This is a genomic window from Streptomyces sp. NPDC020362 (assembly GCF_040642095.1).
Taxonomy (GTDB): Bacteria; Actinomycetota; Actinomycetes; order Streptomycetales; family Streptomycetaceae; genus Streptomyces.
In genome coordinates this window covers 1-24,092 of record NZ_JBFAET010000137.1, presented here as the reverse complement: position 1 = coordinate 24,092, position 24,092 = coordinate 1, and the positions used below count along the sequence as shown (strand labels likewise).

Annotated in this window: 20 protein-coding genes; 4 read left to right on the top strand and 16 right to left on the bottom strand. The window is 71.3% G+C overall.

What is annotated here, in order from left to right:
- Positions 1–144 precede the first annotated feature (144 nt).
- The 16 genes from AB0H32_RS33845 to rsmH form a co-directional block, all read right to left on the bottom strand.
- Positions 145–1,296 carry a DivIVA domain-containing protein gene (locus tag AB0H32_RS33845; protein WP_361128710.1) on the bottom strand — a complete coding sequence of 384 codons (1,152 nt, stop codon included), beginning with the start codon at positions 1,294–1,296 and terminating at the stop codon, positions 145–147.
- A gap of 55 nt (positions 1,297–1,351) precedes the next feature.
- A complete protein-coding gene (locus AB0H32_RS33840; protein ID WP_066992668.1) occupies positions 1,352–1,639 on the bottom strand; it encodes a YggT family protein in 288 nt (95 codons plus the stop codon).
- A gap of 50 nt (positions 1,640–1,689) precedes the next feature.
- The gene (gene sepF, locus AB0H32_RS33835; RefSeq protein ID WP_361128706.1) at positions 1,690–2,331 is read right to left on the bottom strand and encodes a cell division protein SepF; all 642 of its coding nucleotides are present in this window, start codon (positions 2,329–2,331) and stop codon (positions 1,690–1,692) included.
- A 128-nt stretch (positions 2,332–2,459) separates the two neighbouring features.
- A complete protein-coding gene (locus AB0H32_RS33830) occupies positions 2,460–3,179 on the bottom strand; it encodes a YggS family pyridoxal phosphate-dependent enzyme (protein WP_361128704.1) in 720 nt (239 codons plus the stop codon).
- 6 nt (positions 3,180–3,185) lie between these two features.
- Positions 3,186–3,950: a peptidoglycan editing factor PgeF gene (pgeF, locus tag AB0H32_RS33825; protein ID WP_361128701.1), complete on the bottom strand. Its 765-nt coding sequence runs from the start codon at positions 3,948–3,950 to the stop codon at positions 3,186–3,188.
- Entirely contained in the window at positions 3,947–5,155 is a 1,209-nt protein-coding gene (gene ftsZ, locus AB0H32_RS33820) for a cell division protein FtsZ (protein WP_361128698.1), read from the bottom strand. The genes pgeF and ftsZ overlap by 4 nt, the downstream gene beginning before the upstream one ends.
- 278 nt (positions 5,156–5,433) lie before the next feature.
- Positions 5,434–6,228: an FtsQ-type POTRA domain-containing protein gene (locus AB0H32_RS33815; protein WP_361128695.1), complete on the bottom strand. Its 795-nt coding sequence runs from the start codon at positions 6,226–6,228 to the stop codon at positions 5,434–5,436.
- 26 nt (positions 6,229–6,254) lie between these two features.
- On the bottom strand, positions 6,255–7,343 hold the full coding sequence (murG, locus tag AB0H32_RS33810; RefSeq protein ID WP_361128692.1) for an undecaprenyldiphospho-muramoylpentapeptide beta-N-acetylglucosaminyltransferase: 1,089 nt from the start codon (positions 7,341–7,343) through the stop codon (positions 6,255–6,257).
- A gap of 6 nt (positions 7,344–7,349) precedes the next feature.
- Positions 7,350–8,711, bottom strand: coding sequence for a putative lipid II flippase FtsW (gene ftsW, locus AB0H32_RS33805; protein WP_361128689.1), 1,362 nt, complete (start codon positions 8,709–8,711; stop codon positions 7,350–7,352).
- A gap of 68 nt (positions 8,712–8,779) precedes the next feature.
- The gene (gene murD, locus AB0H32_RS33800; protein ID WP_361128686.1) at positions 8,780–10,222 is read right to left on the bottom strand and encodes a UDP-N-acetylmuramoyl-L-alanine--D-glutamate ligase; all 1,443 of its coding nucleotides are present in this window, start codon (positions 10,220–10,222) and stop codon (positions 8,780–8,782) included.
- On the bottom strand, positions 10,204–11,277 hold the full coding sequence (mraY, locus tag AB0H32_RS33795) for a phospho-N-acetylmuramoyl-pentapeptide-transferase (RefSeq protein ID WP_153534922.1): 1,074 nt from the start codon (positions 11,275–11,277) through the stop codon (positions 10,204–10,206). Before mraY ends, murD begins: the two co-directional genes overlap by 19 nt.
- Positions 11,274–12,680, bottom strand: coding sequence for a UDP-N-acetylmuramoyl-tripeptide--D-alanyl-D-alanine ligase (murF, locus tag AB0H32_RS33790; protein WP_361128682.1), 1,407 nt, complete (start codon positions 12,678–12,680; stop codon positions 11,274–11,276). The genes mraY and murF overlap by 4 nt, the downstream gene beginning before the upstream one ends.
- A 4-nt stretch (positions 12,681–12,684) precedes the next feature.
- The gene (locus AB0H32_RS33785) at positions 12,685–14,205 is read right to left on the bottom strand and encodes a UDP-N-acetylmuramoyl-L-alanyl-D-glutamate--2,6-diaminopimelate ligase (RefSeq protein ID WP_361128679.1); all 1,521 of its coding nucleotides are present in this window, start codon (positions 14,203–14,205) and stop codon (positions 12,685–12,687) included.
- A 232-nt stretch (positions 14,206–14,437) separates the two neighbouring features.
- Complete coding sequence (locus AB0H32_RS33780) at positions 14,438–16,402, bottom strand: penicillin-binding protein 2 (protein ID WP_361128676.1); 1,965 nt, start codon at positions 16,400–16,402, stop codon at positions 14,438–14,440.
- Between the two features lie 5 nt (positions 16,403–16,407).
- Complete coding sequence (locus AB0H32_RS33775; protein WP_361128673.1) at positions 16,408–16,968, bottom strand: septum formation initiator family protein; 561 nt, start codon at positions 16,966–16,968, stop codon at positions 16,408–16,410.
- Between the two features lie 115 nt (positions 16,969–17,083).
- Positions 17,084–18,040, bottom strand: a complete 957-nt coding sequence (gene rsmH / locus AB0H32_RS33770) for a 16S rRNA (cytosine(1402)-N(4))-methyltransferase RsmH (RefSeq protein ID WP_361128670.1) — start codon at positions 18,038–18,040, stop codon at positions 17,084–17,086.
- Between the two features lie 355 nt (positions 18,041–18,395).
- Between rsmH and AB0H32_RS33765 the strand changes: the two genes are divergently transcribed.
- The 4 genes from AB0H32_RS33765 to AB0H32_RS33750 all read left to right on the top strand — a co-directional run bounded on the left by AB0H32_RS33765 (position 18,396) and on the right by AB0H32_RS33750 (position 24,068).
- Entirely contained in the window at positions 18,396–19,007 is a 612-nt protein-coding gene (locus tag AB0H32_RS33765) for a carbonic anhydrase (protein WP_361128667.1), read from the top strand.
- Positions 19,008–19,282: 275 nt separating this feature from the next.
- On the top strand, positions 19,283–20,323 hold the full coding sequence (locus tag AB0H32_RS33760; RefSeq protein ID WP_361128664.1) for a MoxR family ATPase: 1,041 nt from the start codon (positions 19,283–19,285) through the stop codon (positions 20,321–20,323).
- The gene (locus tag AB0H32_RS33755; RefSeq protein WP_361128661.1) at positions 20,323–21,684 is read left to right on the top strand and encodes a DUF58 domain-containing protein; all 1,362 of its coding nucleotides are present in this window, start codon (positions 20,323–20,325) and stop codon (positions 21,682–21,684) included. Before AB0H32_RS33760 ends, AB0H32_RS33755 begins: the two co-directional genes overlap by 1 nt.
- Positions 21,681–24,068, top strand: a complete 2,388-nt coding sequence (locus tag AB0H32_RS33750) for a DUF3488 and transglutaminase-like domain-containing protein (RefSeq protein WP_361128658.1) — start codon at positions 21,681–21,683, stop codon at positions 24,066–24,068. The genes AB0H32_RS33755 and AB0H32_RS33750 overlap by 4 nt, the downstream gene beginning before the upstream one ends.
- Positions 24,069–24,092: the final 24 nt, after the last annotated feature.

The window sequence follows — 24,092 nt, the reverse complement described above, 5'->3', positions numbered from 1 at the left end:
GCCCCCCCCGGGGGCCCCCGCGCGCGCCCCCCCCCCCCCCCCCCCAAAACCCCTCTCCCGCGGGGGCCCCCCCCCCCCCCCCGGCCCCCCCCCCGCCCTGTTGAACGCTGCCGACGCCGTTGTCGTACTAGTGTCCGCGGCCCGTCAGTTGTCGTCCTCGTCGATCAGGAACCCACGCATCGGCGAGGGAGCCTGACCCATCGGGGACGGACCCTGCGGACGGACCGGAGCCATGGGCTGGGTCATCGCCGGGGTCATCTGCTGCTGGCCGCCGTAGGACGGGGCGGACGGCGCAGGGGGCCCACCCATCGTCTGGTTGCCGCCGTACGACGGGGTGCTCGCACCGGCCGGAGCCATGGACGGCGCCGGGGACGGCGGGAGCGAAGCGGTGGCCGGGGTGCGCGGCGGGGCCAGGGAGTCGTCGGCCTGCGTCTCCAGCTGGCGCAGCTGCGACTCCAGGTACGACTTCAGACGCGTGCGGTACTCGCGCTCGAAGCCGCGCAGGTCCTCGACCTTGCGCTCCAGCGTGGCGCGCGCGGACTCCAGGGAGCCCATGGCGACACGGTGCTTCTCCTGCGCGTCCCGCTCCAGGGCGTCGGCCTTGGCACGGGCGTCACGCTCCAGACCCTCGGCGCGGCTGCGGGCCTCGCCGACGATCTTGTTGGCCTCGGAGCGGGCCTCCGCGATCGCCTGGTCGGCGGTCTGCTGGGCCAGCGAGAGGACTCGGGCGGCACTGTCGCCGCCAGGGGCCTGACCGGGGCCGCCCATCGGACCGCCCATGGGGCCGCCCATCGGGCCGCCCATCTGCTGCTGCATGGGCGGCTGACCGCCCATGGGGCCCTGACCCATCGGACCCTGCCCCATCGGACCCTGACCCATCGGACCCTGACCCATCGGACCGGGCCCCTGCGGGCCGCCCTGACCGCCGGGGCCGGCGGGCAGCTGCGGAGCGCCGCTGGGCAGCTGGGGCGGGCCTCCCATGGGGCCACCCATCTGCTGCTGCGGCGGGCCCGATATGCCGGCGGGTACCGGTGCACCGGGACCTCGCATCCCCTGCTGGGGAATACCCTGCTGCTGGTCCTGCTCCGGAGGCTTGCGCATGTTCTGCTGGTTCTGGGCAGCAGCGCGCGTGGCCGCGGCCAGCTTGGCGCGCAGGTCCTCGTTCTCGCGGAGCAGACGGGTCAGTTCGGCTTCGACCTCGTCGAGGAAGGCATCGACCTCGTCCTCGTCATAGCCTTCTCGGAGGCGGACGGTCGTGAACTGCTTGTTCCGCACGTCCTCGGGGGTCAACGGCATCTCTTCACCTCAACGTAGTCATCGGCAGTCGGCAAGACCGGATCGTCCACCCTCATCACAGGAAGCTCCGCGCGACGGAGATGAGAATGTAGACGATGATCATCAGTACGAAGAAGGACAGGTCGAGCGCCACGCCCCCGAGACGCAGCGGCGGGATGAACCGCCGCAGAAGCTTCAGCGGTGGATCGGTGACAGTGTAGGTGGCCTCCAGGACGACCACCATCGCCTTGCCGGGTTGCCACGAGCGGGCGAACTGGAAGACGTAGTCCATGACCAGTCGGAAGATGAGCACAACGAGGAACACCATCAGCGCGATGTAGATCACCTGCGCGAACACGCTCATGGCCTGGGCTTCCCTCTCCCCTGTTCCGTGCATTCCACCGGTCGTACGTCTCAGCTCTGGTTGAAGAACCCGCCCTCTGCGATGCGGGCCTTGTCCTCCGCCGTGACATCGACGTTAGCAGGAGACAACAGAAACACCTTCTGCGTCACCCGCTCGATGCTGCCGTGAAGACCAAACACCAAACCGGCCGCAAAGTCGACAAGTCGCTTAGCGTCTGTGTCGTCCATCTCAGTCAGATTCATGATCACCGGGGTGCCCTCACGGAAGTGTTCCCCGATGGTACGGGCCTCGTTGTAGGTCCGCGGGTGAAGCGTGGTGATCCGGTAAGGCTCTCGCTCGGACACAACCTTGGGCATGATCACCGGCGCGTTCTTCTCCAGGGACTGACGTTCTTGTGTGATGGATGCCACGGGCGCGATCCGCGCCGGACGTCCGGATTCCGCGGCGAGCGAAGTCGAACGGGCCACCGATTCGCGCTGCGCGGGCGGCTGGACGATTCGCACCTCTTCGTCCCTTTGGGACTGATGTGCACCGTGCGACTGGTGTGACGGTTCGTGCCGTCGGTGGTCCCGCTCGGGCTCCGGGTCCAGCTCGGGCTCGAAATCGTCGTCGGGGTCGAATCCGCGGCCGTCGTACCCATCGTCCTCCACGAGGCCGAGGTAGACCGCCATCTTGCGCATCGCGCCGGCCATGCTCTGAGTCCTCCGCTCTGTGGTGGATCGACTGACTACTGCCAAGTGCCCGCGATCCACGAGGTCGTTGTGCCCGCCTTCACAGGCACTGACCATATTTTCTGCTGTGGTCCGACTTCTTGGCGACGTTACCCGAGCCTGGGGCGGACTCCGAGTACCGCGGTGCCGACGCGCACATGTGTCGCTCCGGCGGCCACGGCCTGTTCGAGGTCCGCACTCATCCCTGCCGACACCATGGTTGCAGCCGGATGAGCCCGGCGCAGGTCGGTCGACAAATCCATGAGCCGCTCGAATGCCGCCTGTTCGCGGCCCGCGTACTCCCCGGCGAGCGGGGCGACGGTCATCAGCCCGTCGAGCCGCAGTCCCGGAGATCCGGCCACGAGGTCGGCCAACTCTTCGATTCCGGCGGGTGCGACGCCACCGCGCTCGCCCCGCGCGCTTGCACCGGCGTCGAGCGCGACCTGCAGGAGACACCCCACCTCGCGCTCCGCCCGCACAGCCTCCTTCGACAGCGCCGTGACGAGGCGCGCACGGTCCACGGACTGCACGACGTCCGCGTAACCGACCACGGAGCGCACTTTGTTGGTCTGAAGTTGACCGACAAAATGCCATTCGAGGGGAAGATCCGCACATGCTGCGGCCTTCGGGGCGGCGTCCTGGTCGCGGTTCTCGGCGACATGACGCACACCGAGTTCCGACAGAATGCGCACATCGCTCGCCGGGTAGGTCTTGGTGACCACGATCAGGGTCACCTCCTCCCGAGCCCGCCCCGCCGCCGCACAGGCGGCGGCGATGCGCTGTTCCACTTTCGCCAGATTTGCGGCGAGTTCGGTCTTACGGTCCGTCATGCCCCATCAGTCCAGCCAGACATAGCCCGCGAGCCGCCCCGTGGTGCGGTCGCGGCGGTACGAGAAGTGGTCGCCCGACTCCAGCGTGCACACCGGCGACTGCGCCCGGTCGCACACCCCGAGCCGGTCGAGCTGCGCGTGCACTCCGGCGCTCACGTCGACCGCGGGGGTGCCCCAGCTCGTCTCGGCGTGCGCCGTCGGCTCGACGGCGGCCACCTCGGTGCGCATGTCCTCCGGTACCTCGTAGCACCGGCCGCAGACCGCGGGTCCGGTGCGGGCGACGATCCGGCCCGGCTCGGCGCCGAGTTCGACCATGGCCCGTACGGCGGCGGGGACGATGCCCTTCACCATGCCGGGCCGGCCCGCGTGGGCCGCGGCCACCACTCCGGCGACCGGGTCCGCCAGCAGGACCGGCACACAGTCGGCCGTGAGGACGGCGAGGGCGAGTCCGCGGCGGACGGTGACGATCGCGTCGACCTCCGGTACCGGCCTCCCCCGCTCCCGGCTTCCCTCCAGCGGGGGGACCCCCATGCCCCAGGGGGCGTCCACGACGGCCGCGTCGGCGCCGTGGACCTGGTTCATCCAGACGACCCGCCCGGGGTCCAGCCCGAGCGACTTCGCCGCAAGCTCCCGGTTCGCCCGGACCGATCCGGGATCGTCACCGACCGCTCCGCCGAGGTTCAGCTCCTCATACGGAGCGGCGCTCACCCCGCCCCACCGGTCGGTGAAGGCGAAGTGCGCGCCGCTCACGCTCTCGCGCTGTCCTATCACTTCAGGAAGTCCGGCACGTCCAGTTCCTCGGCCGCGCTGTCCGAGTAGGTCCGCGGCGCCGGCGGGATCGGCGGGGCGACCGGGATGTCGGCCGCCGGCTCGAGCTCCGGCTCCGGCTCCTCCTTCGGGGTCACGCTGCCGAGCGAGCCGAAGGACGGGCGGTTGCTGTCCGGCTGCCGCGCCGGAGCGGGCTCCTCGCGGCGGGCCGGGGCCGGAGCGGAGGACGAACCGAGGACGTTGTCCCGGCGGGCCGGCGGCTGACCGCCGTCGAAGCCGGCCGCGATCACGGTGACCCGGACCTCGTCGCCGAGGGCGTCGTCGATGACCGCACCGAAGATGATGTTGGCCTCGGGGTGGGCGGCCTCGCTGACCAGCTGGGCGGCTTCGTTGATCTCGAACAGGCCGAGGTCGGAGCCGCCGGAGATGGAGAGCAGCACGCCCCGGGCGCCGTCGATGGACGCCTCCAGCAGCGGCGAGGAGATCGCCATCTCGGCGGCGGCCACCGCGCGGTCGTCGCCGCGGGCCGAGCCGATGCCCATCAGGGCGGAACCGGCCTCGGACATGACCGACTTGACGTCGGCGAAGTCGAGGTTGATCAGACCGGGGGTGGTGATGAGGTCGGTGATGCCCTGAACGCCGGAGAGCAGGACCTGGTCGGCCGACTTGAAGGCGTCCAGGACCGAGACCTGGCGGTCCGAGATGGACAGCAGCCGGTCGTTCGGGATGACGATGAGGGTGTCGACCTCTTCGCGCAGCTCGGCGATGCCGTCCTCGGCCTGGTTCGCGCGGCGCCGTCCCTCGAAGGTGAACGGGCGCGTGACCACACCGATGGTGAGGGCGCCGAGCGAGCGTGCGATGTTGGCCACGACGGGCGCGCCGCCGGTGCCGGTGCCGCCACCTTCACCGGCCGTCACGAAGACCATGTCGGCCCCCTTGAGGACCTCCTCGATCTCTTCGCGGTGGTCCTCGGCGGCCTTGCGGCCGACGGCCGGGTTGGCTCCGGCCCCGAGTCCGCGGGTGAGTTCACGGCCGACGTCGAGCTTGACGTCGGCGTCGCTCATCAACAGCGCCTGCGCATCGGTGTTGATGGCAATGAACTCGACGCCCTTGAGACCGACCTCGATCATCCGGTTGATGGCATTGACACCACCGCCGCCGACACCGATGACCTTGATGACTGCGAGGTAGTTCTGCGGTGCTGCCACGTCGAAGGCCTCTCGCCTCGAATTACGTTGTCGCCGCCGGGCGGTGCCCCGCGCCGGGACGACGGATGCCGAATGGGACGGTCCGAACGCCGACCCGAACCCTAACCCTGAAGTTTAGGGTTACCAGTGTGTCTGTTCCCTGGAGTCTTCTGAACAGGACACTAAGTCGACAAGTGGCGCCCGTTCAACGAACACGCCGAACCTCCCGTTTTTCTTTTCACCCTATGTGATCAGCCGTAGCAGTGCCCAACCAGGGTGCTGGCCTGCGCTGATGTGCGTCAACTCCCCGATGACGCAGGGGCGGTGGGGACACTGACGTCGAAGTGCCGGGCGCCGGGAGCTGCTTTCATGAGGGCAGTGAGGGCCCGCGCCTTGGCGAGGCCGTTCTCGGCACTGCCCCATGCCACGCTGCGGCCGCCGCCCAGCACCAGCGAGATGTCGTCGTAGGAACGGACTTGGACGGTCCGGGTCTCCCCGGCGACCGCGGCCGGCAGCCCGTCGGCGACCCGGACCGCCTCGCGCACCAGGCGGCCGGTGCCGAAACGCCGGAAGCTGGCGGCGCCGGAACCCTTCCGGGACGCGGTCAATTCCAGCAGCGGGACGCCTTTCGGCGCCTGCGAAACCATGGCGAAACGGACACCCCCGTCGTCGATTTCGACGAAGTTCCCGGCTTTTCGGGCCAGCAGGACCGGAGTGCGCTCGGTCACTTTCAAGCCGATTCCATGAGGCCAGGAACGGACGACGTCGACGGTGTCAATTCGGGGCAATTTCCGGCGAAGCCGGGCTTCGATGGCCTTGGTGTCGACGGAAATCAGCGGCTCTCCGAGCGGTACGGAGGCGACCTCGCGGACCTCGGCGGGGGTCAGCACGAGCGTCCCGGACACCGAGACGTGCTTCACGCGCAGCCACTGGGAGCCGTACAACACCCAGACGGAGCCGCCCCCGAGGAACGCGAGGGCGACCACCAGGATGACGATCGCACGAAGGCGGCGTCTGCTCGACCTCCGTGCGGGCGGCGGGCCGGACGACTCCTGCTGGCGGTCACCGCGCTCGGCGGTCGTCGGTCCGGCCACGCTCATTGCCCTTTCGTCATACGGTCCTAACGGCGCGAGGCAATGGCCTCGTACACCATGCCGACGAGCAGGTCGTCGGCGTCCCGGCGGCCGAACTCACCGGCGGCACGGGACATCTCGTACAGCCGGTGCGGGTCGGCGAGCACGGGCAGGACGTTCTGCTGCACCCACTCGGGCGTGAGTTCCGCGTCGTCGACCAGGAGTCCGCCGCCCGCCTTCACCACCGGCTGGGCGTTCAGCCGCTGTTCGCCGTTGCCGATGGGCAGCGGGACGTAGGCGGCCGGGAGCCCGACGGCGGAGAGTTCGGCGACGGTCATCGCGCCCGCGCGGCAGAGCATCATGTCCGCCGCGGCGTACGCGAGGTCCATCCGGTCCAGATAACCTACCGGGATGTACGGGGGCATTCCCGGCATCTGCTGCACCTGCGGCAGTTCGTTCTTCGGGCCGACCGCGTGCAGGATCTGGATTCCGGCCTGCTGGAGCCACGGAGCGACCTGCTGGACCACCTCATTGAGGCGCCTGGCGCCCTGGGAACCGCCGGAGACGAGCAGTGTGGGCAGGTTCGGGTCGAGGCCGAAACGGGCGCGGGCCTCGGGGCGGACGGCGGCGCGGTCCAGGGTGGCGATGGAGCGGCGCAGCGGGATGCCGATGTAGCGGGCGTCGCGCAGCTTGCTGTCCGGGGTGGAGACGGCGACCCGGGCCGCGTACCGCGAGCCGATCTTGTTGGCCAGGCCGGGCCGCGCGTTGGCCTCGTGGATCACGATGGGCACGCCGAGGCGCTTGGCGGCCAGGTAGCCGGGCAGCGCGACATAGCCGCCGAAGCCGACCACGGCGTCGGCCTTGGTGCGCTCCAGAATCTGCTCCGCGGCCTTGATCGTGCCGCGCAGCCGGCCCGGGACGGTGATCAGCTCGGGCGTGGGCTTGCGGGGCAGCGGGACCGCGGGGATCAGCGCCAGCTCGTAGCCGCGCTCCGGGACGAGCCGGGTCTCAAGGCCCCGCTCCGTGCCCAGGGCCGTGATCCCCACGGTCGGGTCCTGCCTGCGCAGGGCGTCCGCGAGGGCGAGCGCGGGCTCGATGTGGCCGGCGGTCCCCCCACCAGCGAGTACGACATGCACCGAAATTCACCGCTCTCCGGACGAACGCGCCACCGAGGCACGCCGTCGCATCGTGTTCCATCTCCGAGGCCCCCGCTCCGCACCGGAGCCTCCCGCCCGCTTTCTACCAAAGCGAGGTTGCCGCAACGCAAGCGCTGTCCGCGCACCGGGCTCGTCGCGCGCGAAGGCGATCAGCAGCCCGATGGCGAACATGGTCGGCAGCAGGGCGGACCCTCCGTAGGAGAACAGCGGGAGGGGGACGCCGGCGATCGGCAGCAGGCCGAGCACCGCACCGATGTTGATCACCGCTTGGGCAGTGATCCAGGTGGTCACACCTCCCGCGGCGTACCTCACGAAGGGGTCCTCCGTGCGTCCGGCCACGCGGATACCCGCATAGCCTAGAGCCGCGAACAGGGCGAGCACCGACAGCGTCCCCGCCAGGCCCAGTTCCTCACCGGTGACGGCGAAGATGAAGTCGGTGTGGGCTTCAGGGAGTTGTCCCCATTTTTCCACACTCGCGCCGAGACCGGAGCCGAAGAGTCCGCCGGAGGCGAGGGCGTAGATGCCGTGCACGGCCTGCCAGCAGTCGGCGACCCCGGACCGGGGCTCGGTGGCACCGATGCAGGCGAGGCGGGCCATCCGGTTGGGGCTGGTCTTGATGAGGATCACGCCGATCCCGCCGGCGATCGACAGCACCCCGGCGAACAGCCGGGTGGGCGCGCCCGCGAGCCACAGCAGGCCGAAGAGGATCGCGGTGAGAATGATCGCAGTGCCCATGTCGCCGCCGAGCATGATCAGCCCGAGCAGCAGGAAGGCGACCGGGACCAGCGGCACCAGCATGTGCTTCCACTGGGTCAGCAGCTTCTTCTCCTGCTTGCGGGCGATCAGGTCGGCGCCCCACAGCACCAGGGCGAGCTTGCCGAACTCGCTGGGCTGGATCTGGAAGGAGCCGCCCAGGGAGATCCAGTTCTGGTTGCCGTTGACCGCCATCCCTATCCCCGGCACCTGCACCAGGGCCATCAGGAAGACGGCGCCGGCGAGGATCGGGTAGGCGAGCGCCCGGTGCAGCTTCACGGGCATGCGCGAGGCCGCGAACAGCAGTGCGCCGCCGATGACCGCCGCCAGGAACTGCTTGCGGAAGAAGTAGGACCCGGGCAGCGAGAGCTGCAGCGCGGTGATCTGGGAGGCCGAGTAGACCATCACCAGGCCCAGCACCGTGATCAGCACGCTGCCGCCGACGATCAGGTAGTAGGCGGTCAGCGGGCGGTCCCAGGCCTTCCGCGCGCGCAGATAGAGCCGCAGCAGGGTGTTCTCCCGCTGCGGCCGGGGGGCGGCGGGACGCCGGGACGCCCGCTGCACGGGCGGCCGGCCGGTACGGCTACCGGGCATCAACGCCTCCACTGAACGTCGACCGTCCCACGCGTCCCTCCCAAGATCCGCCCGGCGGGCGGCCGGGGTCAGGCTCCGAGTTCGCGGACCGCCTCCGCGAACGCGTCACCGCGCTGGTTGTAGTTGGTGAACATGTCCATGGAGGCGCAGGCCGGGGCCAGCAGCACCGTGTCGCCGGGCTGCGCGAGCCGCTTCGCCTCCGTCACCGCCTGGAGCATCGCCCCAGTGTCGGTCCGTTCGACGTCGACGACGGGTACTTCCGGGGCGTGTCGCGCAAGGGCGTCGCGGATCAGGGCGCGATCGGCACCGATCAGGACGGCCCCGCGCAGCCGCTTCGCCGACTTGGCGACCAGCTCGTCGAAGGTCGCGCCCTTCGCCAGACCGCCCGCAATCCATACGATCGGTTCATATGATGCCAACGAGGCTTCCGCGGCATGTGTGTTGGTCGCCTTCGAGTCGTCCACGTAGGCCACCCCGTCGACATCGGCGACGTGCTCGATGCGGTGGGCGTCGGGCCGGAAGGCCCGCAGGCCGTCGCGTACGGCCGTGGCGGGCACGCCGAAGGCGCGCGCGAGGGCCGCGGCGGCAAGGGCGTTGGCGATGTTGTGCGGGGCCGGCGGGTTGACGTCGGAGACCTCCGCCAGCTCCTGCGCGTTCTTGTGCCGGTTCTCCACGAAGGCGCGGTCGACGAGGATGCCGTCCACGACACCGAGTTGGGAAGGGCCCGGGGTCCCGAGGGTGAACCCGACGGCCCGGCAGCCCTCCTCGACGTCGGCCTCGCGCACCAGGTCCTCGGTGAGCTTGTCGGCCGTGTTGTAGACGCAGGCGATCCGATTGCCCTCGTAGATACGGCCCTTGTCGGCCGCGTAGGCCTCCATGGAGCCGTGCCAGTCGAGGTGGTCGGGCGCGAGGTTGAGGACGGCGGCGGAGTGGGCGCGCAGCGAGGGCGCCCAGTGGAGCTGGTAGCTGGACAGCTCCACGGCGAGGACGTCGTAGTGCTCCTCGCCGAGGACGGCGTCCAGCAGCGAGACGCCGATGTTGCCGACGGCGGCGGTCCTCAGGCCCGCTGCCTTCAGGATCGACGCCAGCATCTGGACGGTGGTGGTCTTGCCGTTGGTGCCGGTCACGGCCAGCCAGGGGGCCGCGTCGGGGCCCCGCAGCCGCCAGGCCAGCTCCACGTCGCCCCAGACCGGGACGCCCGCCTCGGCCGCCGCCAGGAACAGCGGCTTGTCGGGCTTCCAGCCCGGAGCGGTGACGATCAGCTCGGTGCCCTCCGGGAGGGTCGCCCCGTCGCCGAGGCGCACGGTGATGCCGAGCGCCTCCAGTGCGGCGGCCTGCTCACGCGCGCGTGGGTCGTCGCCGTCGTTGACGACGGTGACGATCGCGCCGCGCGCGTGCAGCACCTTCGCCGCCGGGACGCCCGAGACGCCGAGCCCGGCGACGGTGACGCGCTTGCCCTGGAACTCAGAAGACCCTGACGGCACCGAGGTGGTCACTTTTCCGCTGCCCATCCTGCGTAGAAGAGGCCCAGTCCGACAATGACACAGATGCCCTGGATGATCCAGAAGCGGACCACCACCAGGACCTCGGACCAGCCCTTGAGTTCGAAGTGGTGCTGCAGTGGCGCCATGCGGAAGACGCGCTTCCCGGTGAGCCGGAAGGAGCCGACCTGGATGACGACCGACATGGTGATGAGGACGAACAGGCCGCCCATGATGGCCACCAGCAGCTCCGTGCGGGAGAGGATGGCCAGGCCCGTGAGGACGCCGCCGAGGGCGAGCGAGCCGGTGTCGCCCATGAAGATCTTGGCCGGCGAGGTGTTCCACCACAGGAAGCCCAGGCAGGCGCCCATCAGCGCGGAGGCGACCACGGCGAGGTCGAGCGGGTCGCGCACCTCGTAGCAGGCGGCGGGGTTGGTCAGCGTCTGCGCGTTGGCGCAGGACTCCTGGAACTGCCAGACGCCGATGAACGTGTAGGCGCCGAAGACGAGCACGGAGGCGCCGGTGGCGAGACCGTCCAGACCGTCGGTGAGGTTCACGCCGTTCGACATCGCGAGGATCATGAACAGCGCCCAGATCACGAACAGCACCGGGCCGATCGACCAGCCGAAGTCCGTGATGAACGACAGCTTGGTGGAGGCCGGGGTGTTGCCGCGCGAGTCGGAGAACATCAGCGACAGGACGGCGAAGGCGATGCCGACGATCAGCTGGCCGGCCATCTTCGCCTTGGCCCGCAGGCCCAGCGAACGGCGCTTGACGATCTTGATGTAGTCGTCCAGGAAGCCGACCAGGCCCATGCCGACCATCAGACCGAGCACCAGCAGCCCGGAGAACGTCGGCGGCTTGCCGGTGATCACCTTGCTGAGGAAGTAGGCGGCGACCGTCGCCAGGATGAAGGCGATACCGCCCATGGTCGGCGTACCGCGCTTGCTCGCGTGCTCGCGCGGGCCGTCGTCCCGGATGTACTGGCCGTAGCCCTTGCGGGCGAGCAGCTTGATCAGCAGCGGGGTGCCGACCAGCGTCAGGAAGAGGCCAATGACTCCCGAGAACAGGATCTGGTTCATCATCGGGCGGCAACCTCACCCTCGGCACCGGTCTCGATCAGCGCCTGCGCAACGCTTTCGAGCCCCACCGAACGGGACGCCTTCACGAGTACGACGTCCCCCGGGCGCAACTCGCTGCGCAACAGGTCGACCGCCGCCTGTGCGTCGGACACGTGCACCGACTCCTCACCCCACGAACCCTCGTTATATGCGCCCAGTTGCAGCCAGGAGGCCTCAGTCCCCCCGACCGCGACGAGCTTGCTGACGTTGAGCCGGACGGCGAGCCGTCCGACGGCGTCGTGCTCGGCGAGCGCCTCGTCCCCCAGCTCGGCCATCTTGCCGAGCACCGCCCACGTGCGGCGCCCCGTGCCCATGGCCGCGAGCGCCTTGAGGGCGGCCCGCATGGACTCGGGGTTGGCGTTGTAGGCGTCGTTGACGATGGTCACGCCGTCCGGGCGCTCGGTGACCTCCATGCGCCAGCGGGAGAGGGAGCCCGCCTCGGAGAGCGCGAGGGCGATCTCGTCTGCGGACATGCCCAGCTCATGGGCGACGGCGGCCGCGGCGAGCGCGTTCGACACGTGGTGCTCACCGTACAGGCGCATGGTCACATCGCCAGCACCGGAGGGTGTGCGAAGTCTGAAGACGGGCTGTCCGCTGTCCGTGACTCGTACGTTCTCGGCGCGTACGTCCGCTTCGGCCGACTCTCCGAAAAGGACCACCTTCGCCTTGGTACGGGAGGCCATGGCGCGGACCAGCGGGTCGTCGGCGTTGAGCACGGCGGTGCCGTCCTCCGGGAGGCCTTCGACGAGCTCGCCCTTGGCCTGCGCGATCTGCTCCCGGCCGCCGAACTCGCCGATGTGGGCGGTGCCGACGTTGAGGACGAGGCCGATCTTCGGCGGCGTCAGGTCGGCGAGGTAGCGGATGTGGCCGATGCCGCGGGCGCCCATCTCCAGCACGAGGAACTTCGTCTCCCCGGTGGCGGACAGGGCCGTCAGCGGCAGCCCGATCTCGTTGTTGAGCGAGCCCGGCGTGAACACGGTCGGCGCCTTGCGCTGGAGCACCTGGGCGATGAGGTCCTTGGTACTGGTCTTGCCCGCGGAGCCGGTCAGGGCGACGAGGGTCGCGCCGAGCCGTCGTACGACGTGCCGGGCGAGGGCGCCGAGGGCGGTCTGCACGTCGTCGACGACGATCGCGGGCACGCCGACGGGCCGGGAGGCCAGCACGGCCACCGCACCGGCCTCGACGACCGCCCGGGCGTAGTCGTGGCCGTCGACGCGCTCACCGGCGAACGCGGCGAACAGGCTGCCCGGCCGGACCTCCCGGGAGTCCCGGACGACCGGTCCCGTGACCTGGACGGACGGATCCGGTATGTCGTGCGTCTGCCCGCCGACGACTTCTGCGATCTCGGCGAGGGAGAGGGCGATCACAAGTTCATCCCTGGGTCTTCTGGATAGCTTCGCGGAGCACCTGGCGGTCGTCGAAGGGACGGACCACGCCGGCGATGTCCTGGCCCTGCTCGTGACCCTTGCCCGCGACCAGCACGGTGTCGCCGGGGGCGGCACGGCCCACGGCGGCGGCGATCGCGGCGGCCCGGTCCTCGAAGAGGAGCACCTCGCCGCGCTCGTGCGCGGGCACGGTGGCCGCGCCCTGGAGCATGGTCGCGAGGATCGCGAGAGGGTCCTCGGAACGGGGGTTGTCGGAGGTCAGTACGGCCGTGTCGGCGAGCCGGGCCGCGGCGGCGCCCATCGGGGCGCGCTTGGTCCGGTCGCGGTCGCCGCCGCAGCCGAGGACGACGTGCAGCCGGCCCTTGGTGACCTTGCGCAGGGCCTTGAGCACCGACTCGACGGCATCGGTCTTGTGCGCGTAGTCGACGACCGCGAGGTAGGGCTGCCCGGCGTCCACGCGCTCCAGGCGGCCAGGGACGCCCGGTACGGCGGCGATGCCGTCGGCGGCGACCTGCGGGTCGAGTCCGGCCGCGGCGAGGGCGACGACGGCGGCGAGGGTGTTCGCCACGTTGAAGGGGCCCGGCAGCGGCGACTTGGCGTGGATGCGCTCGCCCTGGGGACCGATGATGGTGAACGTCGAGTCCATGGGGCCGACCTGGACGTCCTCGGCGCGCCAGTCGGCGTCGGGGTGGCCCTCGGCGGAGAAGGTGACGACCGGGACGGCGGCCTCCTCGGCGAGCCGGCGGCCGTACTCGTCGTCGGCGTTGACCACACCGAGCCTGCTGCGTTCCGGCGTGAACAGCTGCGCCTTGGCCCGGTAGTAGTCCTCCATGTCGGAGTGGAACTCCATGTGTTCCGGGCTGAGGTTGGTGAACACGGCGATGTCGAAGACGCAGCCGTCGACCCGGCCGAGGACCAGGGCGTGGCTGGAGACCTCCATGGCGACCGCCTCGACGCCGCGTTCGCGCATGACGGCGAACAGGGCCTGCAGGTCGGTGGCTTCGGGGGTGGTGCGCTCGGACTTGATGCGCTCCTCGCCGATGCGCATCTCGACGGTGCCGATGAGTCCGGTGGCGCGGGTGGTCTTCAGACCACCCTCGACCAGGTACGCGGTGGTGGTCTTGCCGGAGGTGCCGGTGATGCCGATCTGGAGCAGGTCGCTGCCGGGGCGGCCGTAGATCGTCGCCGCCAGCTCGCCCATCCGCGCGCGCGGGTCGTCCACGACCAGGACCGGCAGTCCGGTCGCTTCGGCGCGTTCGGAGCCCGTCGGGTCGGTCAGCACGGCGACCGCGCCGAGGCCTGCGGCCTGGGTGACGAAGTCGGCGCCGTGCAGGCGGGCGCCCGGAAGGGCGGCGTACAGGTCGCCGGGGCGGACGGCGCGCGAGTCGTGGGTGATCCCCGTGATCTCGACGGCGGCGGCCGGAGCGGCTGCACCCAGCTGATCGGCCAGCTCCGCGAGGGGTGTGGCGGAGGTTCGGACCGGTCGCGGCGGTCCCGGATATGTCACGGAAGCGCCCTTCTGGGTGGTTTGGGACTGATCAGCGTGTGGCACGGCCGTGAGCGTACCGGGCGCACCCGCTCCGGAGCTAAAAAGGGGCCCGCGCGCAGCGCGGTCCGGCGGGGGCGGTGGTGGGAGACGGGCGGCCGAGGGGCTCGGGCCGCCCTGGTTCCCCGGGTCGGGGGTGATCGTTGTCACGAGTTGGTTCCTGGTGCCTTTTCGTGGTGCGGGGCGGGGCTGATCAGGGCTTGTAGGTGACGGGCAGGTTCGCGGACTTCGCCCCGGTCGGCGGGACCTGGAGGGTCTTCAGGGCGAACTCCATCACCTGCTTGTAGATGGGTCCACAGATCTGGCCGCCGTAGTAGCTGCCGGAGGTGGCGTTCTGGATCGCGCAGTAGACCGTGATCCGCGGATTGTCCGCGGGTGCGAATCCGGCGAACGACGAGGTGTAGCCGCGGTACCTGCCGGTGGCCGGATCCACGCGGTTGGCCGTGCCGGTCTTGCCCGCCACCCGGTACCCGGGGATGCGGGCCTTGATGCCGGTGCCCTGCTCGTCGTCCACGACGGACTCCAGCATCTGGGCGACCGTCCGTGCGGTCTTCTCGCTGACCACGCGGCTCTTCTTCGGCTGCGGGGCAGGTGTGAAGCGTCCGTCGGCGCCCTCGGTCCCGCGCACCAGGGTCGGTTCGACGCGGACCCCGCCGTTGGCGATCGTGGAGTACACGGAGGCGGCCTGCATCGCGCTGAGGGAGAAACCCTGGCCGAAAGGGATCGTGTACTGCTGCGACGTCGACCACTTGCCGGCGGGCGCGAGGATGCCCCTGGTCTCGCCGGGGAAGCCGAGCCCGGTGGGGCTGCCGATGCCGAACTTCTTCAGGTACGAGTAGAGGACCTTGTTCGCCTGCTGCTGGGTCCTGCCGAGCTGGCCGGTGGCGAGGATGGTGCCGATGTTGCTGGACTTGGCGAGCACGCCGTTGAGCGTCAGGTACCAGGTGTCGTGGTCGACGTCGTCCTGGAAGAGCCGGTCGCCGCGGTGCAGCCGGTTCGGTACGACGACATGGGTGAGCGGGGTGGCCGCGTTCTCCTGCAGCACGGCCGCCATCGACATCACCTTGGCGGTGGAGCCGGGCTCGTAGGCGTCCTGGACGGCCGCGTTGCCCATGGCCGCGCCGTCGGCCTTCGCCAGGTCGTTCGGGTCGAAGCCGGGCGAGTTGGCCATGGCCAGGATCTCGCCGGTGCGGGTGTCCTGGACGATGACGTAGCCACGGTCCGCCCGGGACTTCCTCACCTGCTCGGCGATGGCGTTCTGGGCGGCCCACTGGATGTCGCGGTCGATGGTGAGTTCCACGCCGGAGCCGGGCACGGCGGGGGTCTGCGTCGACCCCACGGTGGGCACCTCACGGCCGCCGGACTGGGCGTAGCGGATCTTGCCGTCCTTGCCGGACAGCTGTTTGTCCAGTTCCTGCTCGACGCCGCCGCCGCCCCGGCCGTCGGCGTTGACCCAGCCCAGTATCCCGGCGGCGAGGTCGCCGTTGGGGTACACGCGCTGGCTGCTCGGGTCGGCGAAGACGCCGGCGAGCACGTTGGCCGTGTTGTTGTCGGTCTCGGCCTTCTTGGCGAGCGCGGCCCTCAGATCCTTGATCTGCTTCCAGACCTGCGGGGTCTGGCGGGTGGCGAGCCGGGTGTAGCGCGACAGCTTGTTCTCGGGCCTGAGCTTCCTGACGATCGTGGCCTGGTCCTGGCCCAGGATCGGCGCGAGGAGCGCGGCGGCCTGCTCGGGGCCGTCGTCGATCTTCAGCTGCTTGACGGTGAACATCGTCGGGTCGGCCGTGATGTCGTACGCGTTCTCGCTGATCGCGAGGGCCACGCCGTTGCGGTCGGTGATCCCGCCCCGCTCGGCGGCGATGGTGTGCACGACGTACCGGTTCTGTTCGGCCTTGGCCGCGTACGCGCTGGCGTCGACGGCCTGGACCTGGAGCAGCCGTACGACGAAGGCGAGCATCACCAGGGTGAGCGCGAGGCCGACCAGGCGCAGCCGGGGGCGGGGGCGGCCGAGCCGGAGGGGCGGCGGGGGCATGGGCCGGGCCCCGCTCGGCCGGCGGACCGGACGGGCGCCTGGCCCGGGCTGCCGCCGGTCCGCACCCCGCGGCCGGGGAGGCTTCGCGGGGCCGGGCACACGGCGGCGCGGCGGTTCCCTGTCGGACACTTCCGTCACCTGCCGGGGGTCGGGGTGGAGGCGGGCTGGAGGGTGGAGAGCGGTGCCACCGTGTCCGCCGGGGTGGTCACCGGGGCCGAGGGGGTGGGCGTGGCGACGGGCTCGGCCGGCATGGTCGAGGGGGTCGCGGACCGTCGGGCGGCCGGGTCGATCACCTCGGGGGCGAGGGGCGCGGTGAGGGCGGCGGACCGCGGGCCCGCGACGCCCGGTACGCCCTTGACGCCGCCGTCGGGGCCGAGGAAGGCCGGGTCGCCGCCGGGGACCATGCCCAGTTCGCGGGCACGGCGCTGGAGGGCGTCGGGAGACGAGTAGGCGTCGATGTCTCTCTGGAGGGCCTGTTCCTCGTCGGTGAGGCTCTTCGTCTGCTTCTGCAGGGCGTCGAGCTTGAACGAGCCCTCGCTGAGGGCGGAGTTCAGCACCAGCAGTCCGATGAGGCCGCCGCCGAGCAGCAGGACGACGAGGAGGACGAACGGGGTGCGGGCCGCGCGGGCGCGGCCGGCCGGGAAGAGCCGGGCGAGCCGGGCGGCCCTCCCCTTCAGCTGGGGTTTCCTGCTCACTGGCCCTCCGCCGGGACAGGCGAGCCGCCGGCCCGGATGATCGGCCCGGGTGATCCCGTTGCCCGCGTGCCGCCGGCCCAGCAGTGGGTTCGGAAACCCAACCGACCCGATTCGCTCACTCGGCGTCCTCCCTGATGCGCTCGGCGCCGCGCAGTCGCGCCGGGGCGGCCCGGCGGTTCTCGGCGACCTCTTCCTCGGTGGGAAGTTCGGCACCACGCGTGACCAGCTTGAGCCGCGGCTGGTAGCGCTCGGGCACGACCGGCAGGCCGGGCGGGGCGGTGGTGGCGGCGCCCGCCGCGAACACCTGCTTGACCAACCGGTCCTCCAGCGAGTGGTACGAGAGCACGGCGACGCGGCCGCCGACGTCGAGGGCCTTCACGGCGGCCGGGATCGCCCGCTCCAGGACCGACAGCTCGCCGTTGACCTCGATGCGCAGCGCCTGGAAGGTGCGCTTGGCCGGGTTGCCGCCGGTGCGCTTGGCGGCCTGCGGCAGCGCGTCCCGGATCAGCTCGACCAGCCTCGCGCTGTTGCTGAACGGCTCCTTCTCGCGCTCACGGACGATCGCGGAGACGATCCGCTTGGCCTGCTTCTCCTCGCCGTACGCGCGCAGGATGCGCACCAGCTCGCCCGCCGGATAGGTGTTGAGGACCTCGGCCGCGCTGATGCCGGCCGTCTGGTCCATGCGCATGTCCAGGGGGGCGTCCTGGGCGTAGGCGAACCCGCGGTCGGCCTCGTCGAGCTGCATGGAGGAGACGCCGAGGTCGAACAGGACACCCTGCACGCGCGCGAGGCCGAGCCTGCGCAGCACGTCGGGCAGCTCGTCGTACACGGCGTGCACCAGGGTGGCGCGTTCACCGAAGGGGGCGAGCCGCTCGCCGGACAGCCGCAGCGCCTCCTTGTCCCGGTCGAGGCCGATCAGCCGGGCCTCGGGGAAGCGGGTCAGCAGCGCCTCGCTGTGGCCGCCGAGGCCGAGGGTGCAGTCGACGACCACCGCTCCGGGCCGCTCCAGGGCGGGTGCCAGCAGATCCAGGCACCGCTGGAGCATCACCGGGACGTGTCGACTCTGGCTCAAGGGGGCCTCTCAGGTCCGGCGGGCGGTACGCACCGCCGGGTCCCCGCCCGCTCTGTGAAGGGGAGGCCTGCCGGCGCCGGAAGCGTCAGCCGACCGGGAGCGGGAGGAGGCCGAGCCGTACGTACGCGCCGCGCACGCGGGGAGACGGTCCGGGCGGGTGCCGGGATCTCCAGGGATTTCACCAGCAGGGAGAGCCTCGTCTCCCGCTTCGCGTCACTTTAGTCCACCGTGTCGCGCGGTCAATCAACCGGCCTGCGCGTCGCGTACCGCATCCCGGCGGGGGCCGCAAATGGAGCGGATTCACCCGTGCGGCCCCTGTTTGCCCTCCCTGTGGGTTAGCTCACAACAAGCCGCGATGACGTTCTTTGTCCCCTCTCACAGCAGGCCGGGACCGGAGGTGACCAGTACCGTCATGGGTATGACGACTTCCGCAGCAGTTCCCACTGGATCCGAAGGCGCCATAACCAGCGGCGGCACCGTGACGGACCGCCTGGTGGAGGCCAACGAGCAGTACGCCACCGCCTTCACCGATCCCGGCATGGACGCCCGGCCCGTCCTGCACGTGGCCGTGGTGGCTTGCATGGACGCCCGTCTCGACCTGCACAAGGCCCTCGGCCTGCAGCTCGGCGACTGCCACACCATCCGCAACGCGGGCGGTGTGGTGACCGACGACGTCATCCGGTCCCTCACCATCAGCCAGCGCAAGCTCGGTACGCGCAGCATCGTCCTGATCCACCACACCGGCTGCGGCCTGGAGGCCCTCACCGAGGACTTCCGCACCGAACTGGAGATGGAGGTCGGCCAGCGCCCCGCATGGGCGGTGGAGTCCTTCCGGGACGTCGACCAGGACGTGCGCCAGTCCATGCAGCGGGTGCGCACCTCGCCGTTCCTGCTGCACACCGGCGACGTGCGCGGCTTCGTCTTCGACGTGCGCACGGGCCTGCTGCGCGAGATCGACCCGGCCTGAACCCGGCCCGACCCGGCGCACCGGCCCGCCCCGAACACCCCCGCCGTCCGCACACAGTCGGCCGCCCGGCATCGAAAACGGTGGTCGAAATGGCCGTAAGACCGACATCGTGCGGGCAGTTGTCCACAGTCGAGTGACACGAATCGGTAACGGCAGCAAGAATGCGGGGAGTGGCGTCGCGCGGAACCTTTTCCGCGCGGTGTCCGTGTTTCGGGGTGGGCCGGTTTCGCAACGCAGAGCGCCGGCCCGAGTAAGAACGGGCCGAGGAGGGCCGGGTGACGACCTATGACGATCGAGCGAGCCTCACTGATCTGACCGCCACTGTGGAACGGATCCGCAGTTCGGTGGAGGGTGTGATCGAGGGCAAGCCCGAGGTCGTACGGCTTTCGCTGACCGTACTGCTCGCCGAGGGACACCTCTTGATCGAGGACGTCCCCGGGGTGGGCAAGACGATGCTCGCCAAGACGCTGGCGCGGTCCATCGACTGCTCGGTGCGGCGCATCCAGTTCACGCCCGACCTGCTGCCCTCGGACATCACCGGGGTGTCCATCTGGGACCAGCAGCGCCGGGACTTCGAGTTCAAGCCGGGCGCCATCTTCGCGCAGATCGTGATCGGCGACGAGATCAACCGCGCCTCGCCCAAGACCCAGTCCGCGCTGCTGGAGTCCATGGAGGAGCGGCAGGTCACCATCGACGGGCAGACCTACGAACTGCCCAGCCCCTTCATGGTGGTGGCCACGCAGAACCCGGTCGAGATGGAGGGCACCTACCCGCTGCCCGAGGCCCAGCGCGACCGTTTCATGGCCCGGGTCTCCGTCGGCTACCCGAGCGTCGAGGCCGAGCTGCAGATGCTGGACGTGCACGGCGGTATCTCCCCGCTGGAGGACCTCCAGCCGGTGGCGCACGCGCACGAGATCGTGAAGCTGATCGAGGCGGTGCGCGGCGTGCACGTCTCGGAGGCGGTGCGGCGGTACGCGGTCGAGCTGGTCGCGGCCACCCGCAACCACCCCGACCTCAGACTCGGCGCCTCCCCCCGCGCGACGCTGCATCTGCTGCGCGCGGCCAAGGCGGCAGCCGCGCTCGCCGGGCGCGAGTACGCGCTGCCGGACGACGTCCAGGCCCTCGCCGGCGCCGTCCTCGCCCACCGGCTGCTGCTCACGGCCCAGGCCCAGCTCAACCGCCGTACGGCCGATCAGGTGGTGCAGGAGATCCTGCACCACACCCCGGTGCCCGCGGCTCCGCAGCAGCAGACCGGCTTCGGCGGTCTGGGCCGGCCCATTCCGGCCTATCCCCAGCAGCCCCCGCGGAGTCTGTGATGAGCGCCGGGGGGACGGCACAGGCGGAGGCCGACCGCGGGGAAGGGGGCGGCGTCCGTACGGCCCTGGCGGGACTGACCACCCGCGGGCGTTCCTTCCTGGCCGCCGGCATCGCGGCCGCGATCTGCTCGTATGTGCTGGGCCAGAGCGATCTGCTGCGGGTCGGCCTGCTGCTGGCCGTGCTGCCCCTGCTCTGCGCGACCGTCCTGTACCGCACGCGCTACCGGGTGGCGGGCAGCCGCAGGCTGTCCCCCGCGCGCGTGCCCGCCGGCAGCGAGGCCCGGGTGCACCTGCGGATGGACAACGTCTCCCGGCTGCCCACGGGGCTGCTGATGCTCCAGGACCGGGTGCCCTACGTCCTCGGGCCGCGGCCCCGCTTCGTGCTGGACCGGGTGGAGCCGGGCGGCCGCCGGGAGGTGTCCTACCGGGTCCGCTCGGACCTGCGGGGCCGCTATCCGCTGGGCCCGCTGCAGCTGCGGCTGACCGACCCGTTCGGGATGTGCGAACTGACCCGGTCCTTCTCGACGTTCGACACGCTGACGGTCATCCCGCGCGTGGACCCGCTGTCCCCGGTCCGCTTCGGCGGCGAGGCCAAGGGGTACGGCGACGGGCGGCAGCGCTCGCTGGCCCTGGCGGGCGAGGACGACGTGATCCCGCGCGGGTACCGCTACGGCGACGATCTGCGCCGGGTCCACTGGCGTTCCACGGCACGCTACGGCGAGCTGATGGTGCGCCGCGAGGAGCAGCCGCGGCGCTCGCGCTGCACGGTCCTGCTGGACACCCGGGGCATCGCCTACGAGGGCGCGGGCCCCGACGCGGCCTTCGAGTGGGCCGTGTCCGGCACCGCGTCGGTCCTGGTGCACATGCTCGAACGGGGCTTCTCGGTGCGCCTGCTGACGGACGGCGGCAGCTCGGTACCCGGCGAGGGCGCCGACGGGTTCGCGGGCGCCGGGCAGGAGACGGCGGACGCGGCCGGGCTGATGTTGGACACCCTCGCGGTGATCGACCACTCCGACGGCACCGGTCTGTCCCGGGCGTACGACGTGCTGCGGGGCGGGAGCGAAGGGCTGCTGGTCGCCTTCCTCGGTGATCTGGACGAGGAACAGGCCGCGGTGGTGGCCAAGATGCGCCAGCGCAGCGGCGGCGCGGTCGCGTTCGTGCTGGACCCCGACACCTGGGTGCGCGAGTCGACCGATGTGCCGTACCCGGGCGACCGGCACGAGGAGCGGCTGCGCATGCTGCGCGAGGCGGGCTGGACGGCGCTGAGCGTGCCGCGCGGCGCCTCGCTGAACGATCTGTGGCGGCAGGCGGACCGGGAACGCTCGGGCCTGGCCGCTGTCGGCGGGGAGGCACTGGGATGAGCGGGCGGGCACGACTGGCGCTGTGCGCCGCGGCGGCCACGCTGATGGCCGCGTGCTCGCTGCTGCCCCTGGTCGACCGACCCACGTGGCTGCTGCAGACGGTGCTGCTGGTGGCCGTGCAGACCGGGGTGGGCGCGGCGGCCCGCCGGGTGCCGCTGGCGCGGCCCCTGACGGTGGTGGCGCAGACCCTGGTCACGCTGATGCTGCTGACCCTGGTCTTCGCCCGGCAGCAGGCGATCGTCGGGCTGATTCCCGGCCCGGACGCCGTCCAGCACCTCGCCGACCTGCTCCAGCAGGGTTCGGACGACGTCAGCCAGTACGCGATACCGGCACCGCTCACCGACGGCATCAAGCTGATGCTGATCGGCGGAGTGCTGGCGATCGGCCTGCTGGTGGACACCCTCGCGGTGACCTTCCGCAGCGCAGCCCCGGCCGGTCTGCCGCTGCTCGCGCTGTACTCGGTGGCCGCCGGGCTGGCCCACGGCGGCGCCGACTGGCTGTGGTTCCTGGTCGCGGCGGCCGGCTATCTGATGCTGCTGCTCGCCGAGGGCCGGGACCGGCTCGCGCAGTGGGGCCGCGTCTTCGGCGGGGCATCCCGCGTGCCGGGCGACCAGGAGGGCGGTGCGGTCGCCCCCGTGCGCACCGGGCGCCGGATCGGCGCGGTCGCCCTCGGTGTCGCCCTGGTGGTGCCGCTCGCCCTGCCCGCGATGCAGGGCGGCCTGCTGGACGCCGCCGGGACGGGCGTCGGCCCGGGCAACGGGGACGGCGGCACCATCTCCGCGGTCAACCCCCTGGTGTCACTGCGCGACAGCCTGAACGTGGACAACGACCGCCAGGTGCTGACCCTGAGGACCAGTGCCGGCGATCTGTCCGACATGTACCTGCGGATCGTGTCCCTGGACGACTTCGACGGGACGACCTGGAAGCCGTCCCAGCGGCACATCGTCGGTGTGCCGGACGCCTTCCCGACGCCCGCCGGCCTGAGCGCCCGGGTCAAGCGGGTGACCGTGAAGTCGACGATCGCGGCGGCGGACTGGTACGCCCAGGACTGGCTGCCGATGCCGTACCCGCCGACCGGGGTGAGGGTCAGCGGCAAGTGGCGCTACGAGCCGGTCGGCATGACGCTCGTCGGCGACCACGGCCAGAACACACGCGGCCAGACCTACCGGGTGACCAGCCTGGACGTGCAGCCGACCGCCGAGCAGCTGGCCGACGCGCCGCAGCCGCCCGCGGCCCTCAAGCGCGAGTACACCAAGGTGCCGTCCCGGCTGCCGAAGGTGGTGGCCCGGACCGCCAAGGAGATCACCGCGGGTTCGGCCAGCCACTACGACGAGGCGGTCAGGCTCCAGGACTACTTCGCCGTGACCGGCGGATTCCAGTACGACACCCAGGTGGAGGTCGGCCACGGTCCGGACGCCATCGCGAACTTCCTGAAGAAGAAGGAGGGTTTCTGCGTCCACTTCTCCTTCGCGATGGCCGCGATGGCCCGCACGCTCGGCATCCCGGCCCGGGTGGCGGTGGGCTTCGCACCCGGCACCCCGCAGGCGGACGGCACGGTCGCGGTGACCCTGAAGGACGCGCACGCCTGGCCCGAGCTGTACTTCGAGGGCATCGGCTGGACCCGCTTCGAGCCGACCCCGACCCGGGGCACCGCGCCGTCGTACACCCAGTCGGACACGCCCGGCAGTTCGCTGCCGGACGAGACCCTGCCGTCCCACGGCTCGTCCACGGCGCCGTCGGCGGCACCCTCGGCGAGCGACAGCTGCGCGGCCCGGCTGCACAAGCTCGACGCCTGTGACAGCCCGTCCGCGGCGGTGGCCGTGCACAGCGACGGCGGCAGCAGCTGGAACTGGCTGTGGTACGCGCTGATCGGGCTCGGTGCCCTGGCCCTGCTGGCCGTTCCGCTGTCGCCCCTGCTGTGGCGGGAGCGCGTGCGCAGGGTGCGGCTGGGCGCGCACGCCCGGACCGAGGAGGGCGCGGCGGCCCATGCGCTGACGGCCTGGCAGGAACTGACGGACAGTGCCTGGGACGTCGGCATCCTGCCGGACGAGTCACTGACCCCGCGCAAGGCGGCGGCCCGGATCGTCCGGCTGGGCCACCTCGACCCGACGGCCGCTGCCGCGGTGCAACGGGTGGCGGACGCGGTGGAGCAGGTGCTGTACGCGCCCCGGCCGCGCCCGGTGGCGGGTCTGGCCGAGGACGTGCGCCAGGTGATCGCCGCACTGCAGGGCACGGTGAGCGGGCGGACCCGGCTGCGGGCACGGTTCGCGCCGCGCTCGGCCGCGCGGGTGCTGTGGGCTGTGTCGGGCCGGTGGACGGCGCTCAGGGCCCGTGCGGCGGCGGCCCGGCCGACGCTGCGCAGGCCCTCGGGGCAGCAGGGCTGAGGCCGGGTACACGTGAGGGGTGAC